This window comes from Rhodopseudomonas sp. BR0C11 (genome assembly GCF_010820945.1).
In the GTDB taxonomy this organism is placed as follows: Bacteria; Pseudomonadota; Alphaproteobacteria; order Rhizobiales; family Xanthobacteraceae; genus Rhodopseudomonas; species Rhodopseudomonas palustris_H.
On the sequence record NZ_QTKI01000304.1, the window covers coordinates 1 to 6,045 of the forward strand.

The window sequence follows — 6,045 nt, forward strand, 5'->3', positions numbered from 1 at the left end:
TTCAAGACCGGCTTCATCTGCGCCTCGGGCTACAACCTCGTCGCGAGCGCCACGCGCAACGGCCGCCGCCTGATCGCCGTCGTGCTCGGCGCCAGCTCCGGCCAGGACCGCGCCGTGAAGGCCGCCCAACTGTTGGAGCGCGGCTTCTCCACCAACACCCTTGCCTGGCTGACGCCGTCGCTCGGCACCGTCGACAATCTGGCGCCGATCGCCGCAGCGCCGCCGGATCTGCGTGACGAGATGTGCGGACCGAAGCGCAAGCGCCCGGCCAGCGACGAAGACGAAACCGTCGCCAACGCGCTGTCGGGCAATCCGGTGATGTCGATGTTCCAGACGCCGGCGCTGCGGCCGGTCGACATGATCGCCGCCGAACCTGAACCGACCCAGCCGGTGCTGGTCTATACCGGTCCGACCCGCAGCGGTCCGGCGCTGATCGCCGCCGAGGCCAGCGATGCCGAGCGGCAGGCCGTCAAGCCGGCCAAGAAGAAGAAAGCCCGGGTCGCGAAGAAGAACGACGCCGCTTCGGAAGGTCAGGAAGCCAGCGTCGATCAGGCCGCGCCGAAGGGCAGCAAGCCGCGTACCGCGGTCGTCGTCGATACCAACAAGCCGGCCAAGCCTGCTGCCGGTGCCAAGCCAGCCGGCACCAAGCATGCGAGCCCAAAGCATGCGACGGCAAAGCCTGAAGCCGCCGCGGACAAGCCCGCCGCCCCGGCCAAGCCGAAGCCGAAGGCAGCCGCCAAACCTGCACCGAGCAGCGCAGCCAGCGACGCCAAGCCGAAATCCTGACGACCGTTACGGCAGCCTGAATCAACCTCTCGTTGCTGCCGCTTGATGGTTCACAGACCGCCGTCGCACTGCGGCGTGCGGCCGCTTGCGTTCGGTGTTGGCTTCGCTCAATACTCCGCCGAACGGGAGGTCGAACGCGGTTTTCGAGTACTTATTTCGCAGCGCAGCAAACGACCTGCGGCGTCTTTCGGCCAATTCGCCGCCCCCAATCGATATGCAACAATCATAACGCCCGAAGCGGAATGCTTCGGGCAGGCGACACGAGGAACACACCATGGAGCGGATCTGGCTCAAGCAATACCCGCCGGGCGTCCCGGCCGACATCGACGTGACGCAGTATCCCTCGCTGGTCGATCTGTTCGAGGAAAGCTTCCGTAAGTACAGCGATCGCAAAGCCTTCATCTGCATGGACAAGGCCATCACCTATCGCGAGCTCGACGAGATGTCGGTCGCACTGGGCGCCTACCTGCAGGGCAAGGGTCTGCAGAAGGGCGCGCGCGTCGCGCTGATGATGCCGAACGTGCTGCAGTATCCGGTGGCGATCGCTGCAGTGCTGCGCGCCGGCTTCGCGGTGGTCAACGTCAACCCGCTCTACACCCCGCGCGAGCTGGAGCATCAGCTCAAGGATTCCGGCGCCGAAGCCATCATCGTGCTGGAGAACTTCGCCCACACGGTCGAGCAGGTGGTCGCCCGCACGCCCGTCAAGCACATCATCGTCGGCACGATGGGCGACATGCTCGGCTTCAAGGGCGTGATCGTCAATCTGGTGGTCCGCAAGGTAAAGAAGATGGTGCCGGCCTATTCGCTGCCGGGCGCGGTCTCGTTCAACGATGCGGTCTCGGCCGGCCGCGGCCAGAAGTTCACCAAGCCGGCGATCGGTCCCGAGAGCGTCGCCTTCCTGCAATATACCGGCGGCACCACCGGCGTTTCCAAGGGCGCGACGCTGCTCCACCGCAACGTGGTGGCGAACGTGCTGCAGAACGATGCCTGGCTGCAGCCGGCGCTGGCCAAGCCGCCGCATGTCGACCAGCTGTTCATCGTCTGCGCGCTGCCACTGTATCACATCTTCGCGCTGACCGCGTGCTACCTGCTCGGCATGCGCGCCGGCGGCGTCAACCTGCTGATCCCCAACCCGCGCGACATTCCGGGCTTCATCAAGGAACTGATGAAGTATCAGGTCAACAGCTTCCCGGCCGTCAACACGCTGTACAACGGCCTGCTCCATGCGCCCGGTTTCGACAAGGTCGACTTCTCCAAGCTGAAGATCTCCAACGGCGGCGGAATGGCGGTGCAACGTCCGGTCGCCGAAGCCTGGCTGAAGATGACCGGCTGCCCGATCGCCGAAGGCTACGGTCTGTCCGAGACCGCGCCGGTGCTGACCTGCAACCCCGCGACCGTGACCGAGTTCAACGGCACCATCGGGCTTCCGATGCCGTCGACCGAGCTCTCGATCCGCGATGAAGAGGGCAAGGAAGTGCCGTTCGGCACCCCGGGTGAGATTTGCGCCAGGGGTCCGCAGGTGATGTCCGGCTACTGGAATCGTCCAGACGAGACCGCGCTGGTGATGACCGCCGACGGCTTCTTCCGCACCGGCGATATCGGCGTGATGTCGCCGGACGGCTTCACCAAGATCGTCGACCGCAAGAAGGATATGATCCTGGTCTCCGGCTTCAACGTCTATCCAAACGAAGTCGAGGAAGTGGTCGCCAGCCATCCCGGCGTGTTGGAATGCGCGGTGATCGGCGTGCCGGACTCGCGCACCGGCGAGGCCGTCAAGGCGTTCGTGGTGAAGAAGGACCCGGATGTCACAGCCGAGGACATCATCAAGTTCTGCCACAATGAACTGACCAACTACAAAGTGCCGCGGCAGATCGAATTCCGCACCACGCTGCCGAAGACCAACGTCGGCAAGATCCTGCGCCGCGAACTGCGTGACGAAAAGAAGAGCAATCAGGCAGCGGCATAAACGCCTGGTCTTCTTTTGCCCTCCACGTCATTCCGGGGCGCGGCCAAACGGCCGCGAACCCGGAATCCCGCAGTTATCGTGCCCGTTTCAGATTCCGGGTTCGCTCGCTGGCGCGAGCGCCCCGGAATGACGGCGTTACGCTTGGGAGCACGCGCCGCCACCAGTCAGCACAAACACCTGACCGATCCCGCAATCTTGTCACTGTCATACCCGCGGGCTAGAAATCATCCGCACAACAGGGAGAGATACCGATGACCATCAAGGTTGGCGACCGCCTGCCCGACGCGCAGTTTCGGGTAATGACCGAAGACGGCGTGCAGGTGAAGACCACCGACGATATCTTCAAGGGCAAGAAGGTGGCGCTGTTCGCCGTGCCCGGCGCTTACACCGGCACCTGCCACAAGATGCATCTGCCGAGCATCTTCCTCAACGCCTACGCGATCAAGGACAAGGGCGTGGACACCATCGCGATCGTCTCGGTCAACGACGCCTTCGTGATGAATGCCTGGAAGCGCGACACCGACCAGCGCAATGAGGCGATCTTCCTCGGCGACGGCAATGCCGACTTCACCAAGGCGATCGGCATGGAAATGGACGGCTCGGGCTTCGGCCTCGGCACCCGTTCGCTGCGCTATTCGATGCTGGTCGAAGACGGCGTGGTGAAGACCCTCAACCTCGAGCCGAACCCCGGCAAGGTCGAAGTCTCCGGCGGCGACACGCTGCTCGGGCAGCTGTGAGCTGATAACCGGCACACTTCGCCTCTAAAACCAACGTCATCGCCCGGCGTGTCCGGGCGATCTCGTATTCCAGGGCGTTCGTGCTGAAGTAACAAGCTCTCTGGAATACTGGATCACCCGCATGCGCGGGTGACGACGACGGTGAAGTGATTACTTCAGCCGCGACTTCATCCGGTTTTCGGTGAGGCCGTCCCGCGCCAATTGATCGGCGCGTTCGTTTTCGGCGTGACCGGCGTGGCCTTTGACCCAGTGCCAACGGATGCTGTGAGTCTTCAGCGCGGCGTCGAGGCGCTGCCACAGATCGACGTTCTTGACCGGCTTCTTGTCGGCGGTCTTCCAACCGTTGCGCTTCCAGTTGTGAATCCAGCTGCCGATGCCGTTCTTGACGTATTGGCTGTCGGTATAGAGATCCACTGAGCACGGCCGCGTCAGCGCTTCGAGCGCCGAGATCGCCGCCAATAACTCCATCCGGTTGTTAGTGGTGTGGGGCTCCCCGCCCTTCAGCTCTTTTTCGACGTCGCCGAATTTGAGGATCGCACCCCAGCCGCCGGGGCCGGGGTTGCCGGAGCAGGCGCCGTCGGTGTGGATGATCACCGGCTTCTGGTCAGCCTCGCTCACGCCACCGCCCCTGCGATCTCGACACCATAGTCGCGAATTCCGGCGACATTCTGCTGGAAGCGCAGCTTGCGGACGTATTCCATCGGGTCCTTCGGCTTCACCAGCGCGCCTTCCGGCACGTTGAGCCAGTCGACCAGGCGGGTCAGCAGGAAGCGTAGCGCGGCGCCGCGGGCGAGCAGCGGCAGCGCGGCCTGCTCGGCGGCATCGAGCGGCCGCTCCCGCGTATAGGCGCTGAGCAACGCCCGCGCCTTGGTGACGTTGAAGGCGTGGTCGGCCTCGAAGCACCAGGCGTTCAGGCAGATCGCCACGTCATAGGCGAGCAGATCGTTGCAGGCGAATGTGAAGTCGATGATGCCGGAGACGTCGTCGCCGATGAAGAACACGTTGTCCGGGAACAGGTCGGCGTGGATCAGCCCCTGCGGCAGATCGGACGGCCAAACCCCGCTTTCCAGATAGCTCAGCTCGGCGGCCAGGAAATCGCGCAGGCCCGGCTGTACTTCGTCGGCGCGCGCCTCCGCGGCAGCGAACAGCGGCCGCCAGCCGGCGACCGATAGCGCGTTCGCGCGCTTCATCGCAAAGTCGCGGCCTGCCAGATGCATCTTGGCGAGTGCCTGGCCGACGCCGGCGCAATGCACCACGCTCGGCTTGCGCGGCCAAACTCCGTCCAGGAAGCTGATGATCGCTGCCGGACGGCCGGCGAGCGTCGCCAGCGTATGGCCTTCTCGATCGGCGACCGGCTGCGGACAGCTGATGCCGTTGCCGGCCAGATGCGTCATCAGCGAGAGGAAGAACGGCAGATCGTCGCGGGCGACGCGCTTTTCATACAGCGTCAGGATGAAATAGCCGCGCGAGGTGTGCAGCAGGAAGTTGGAGTTCTCGACGCCTTCGGCGATGCCTTTGTAGGACAACAAGTCGCCGATGTCGTAGCGGCTCAGGAAATCCGCAAGCTCGTCGGCGGCGACGTCGGTATAGACCGCCATGGCGTGATCCGATCAGAAGGAAAAAAGCTGGCGGCTTCCTAGACCAAGACGGGGCGCGATGAAAGGGCGCCCCGGGGGAGGCCCCCGGGTCCGGCCGGTTATTCCGCGGCGTCGGGGCGCAGCACCCGCGGCACCGGGAAGAACTCGTTTTCTTCCGCCGCCGACACCGTCTCGACCGACAGGTCGAACCGCTCGGCGAAGGCGCCCATGATCTCCTCGACGATCACCTCGGGGGCGGAGGCCCCGGCGGTGAGGCCGAGCACCTTGATGCCCTCGAACTGGCTCCAGTCGAGATCCGAGGCGCGCTGCACCAGCACCGCGACCTTGCAGCCCTCGCGCTCGGCGACTTCGCGCAGCCGCTGCGAGTTCGACGAATTCGGCGCGCCGACCACGATCATGGCGTCGACCACCGGCGCCACCTTCTTCACCGCCGCCTGGCGGTTGGTGGTGGCGTAGCAGATGTCTTCCTTGTGCGGCCCGGAGATGTTCGGGAAGCGCTCGCGCAGCACCGTGACGATGCCGGCGGTGTCGTCGATCGACAGCGTGGTCTGGGTGACGAAGGCGAGGTTGTCCGGATCCTTGGGCTGATACGCCTCGGCATCGGCCGCGGTCTCGATCAGCGTCACCGCGCCGGGCGGCAACTGGCCGAGGGTGCCGACCACCTCCGGATGGTGCGAATGGCCGATCAGCAGGATCTCGCGGCCGCGCTTGAAATGGATCGCCGCCTCGCGGTGCACCTTGGTGACCAGCGGGCAGGTGGCGTCGATCGAGAAGAAATTCCGCGACAGCGCGTCTTCCGGCACCGACTTCGGCACGCCGTGGGCGGAGAACACCACCGGGGCCTTGGTGTCCGGAATCTCTTCCAGTTCCTCGACGAAGATCGCGCCCTTGGCGCGCAGGCTGTCGACCACGTATTTGTTATGGACGATTTCGTGCCGGACATAGACCGGGGCGCCGT

At 64.7% G+C, this 6,045-nt stretch carries 5 protein-coding genes and 1 pseudogene; 3 read left to right on the forward strand and 3 right to left on the reverse strand.

Translation table 11 applies throughout. The annotated features are described in order from the left end of the window. The 3 genes and pseudogenes from DYI24_RS19410 to DYI24_RS19420 all read left to right on the forward strand — a co-directional run. Positions 1-786, forward strand: a pseudogene (locus DYI24_RS19410) (peptidase M15); the annotation flags it as partial. Positions 787-1,060: 274 nt separating this feature from the next. Further along, positions 1,061-2,752, forward strand: coding sequence for a long-chain fatty acid--CoA ligase (locus DYI24_RS19415; protein WP_107345857.1), 1,692 nt, complete (start codon positions 1,061-1,063; stop codon positions 2,750-2,752). A 251-nt stretch (positions 2,753-3,003) separates the two neighbouring features. Next, a complete protein-coding gene (locus DYI24_RS19420) occupies positions 3,004-3,489 on the forward strand; it encodes a peroxiredoxin (RefSeq protein WP_107345858.1) in 486 nt (161 codons plus the stop codon). A 150-nt stretch (positions 3,490-3,639) separates the two neighbouring features. Here the strand turns inward: DYI24_RS19420 and rnhA are convergent, their stop codons facing one another. The 3 genes from rnhA to ispH all read right to left on the reverse strand — a co-directional run. Next, positions 3,640-4,107, reverse strand: a complete 468-nt coding sequence (gene rnhA, locus DYI24_RS19425; protein WP_047309033.1) for a ribonuclease HI — start codon at positions 4,105-4,107, stop codon at positions 3,640-3,642. After that, positions 4,104-5,087, reverse strand: coding sequence for a homoserine kinase (locus DYI24_RS19430; protein WP_164573469.1), 984 nt, complete (start codon positions 5,085-5,087; stop codon positions 4,104-4,106). The genes rnhA and DYI24_RS19430 overlap by 4 nt, the downstream gene beginning before the upstream one ends. A 98-nt stretch (positions 5,088-5,185) precedes the next feature. Continuing rightward, positions 5,186-6,045, reverse strand: an 860-nt coding sequence (ispH, locus tag DYI24_RS19435) for a 4-hydroxy-3-methylbut-2-enyl diphosphate reductase (protein WP_164573470.1), incomplete at its 5' end; no start/stop codon positions are given.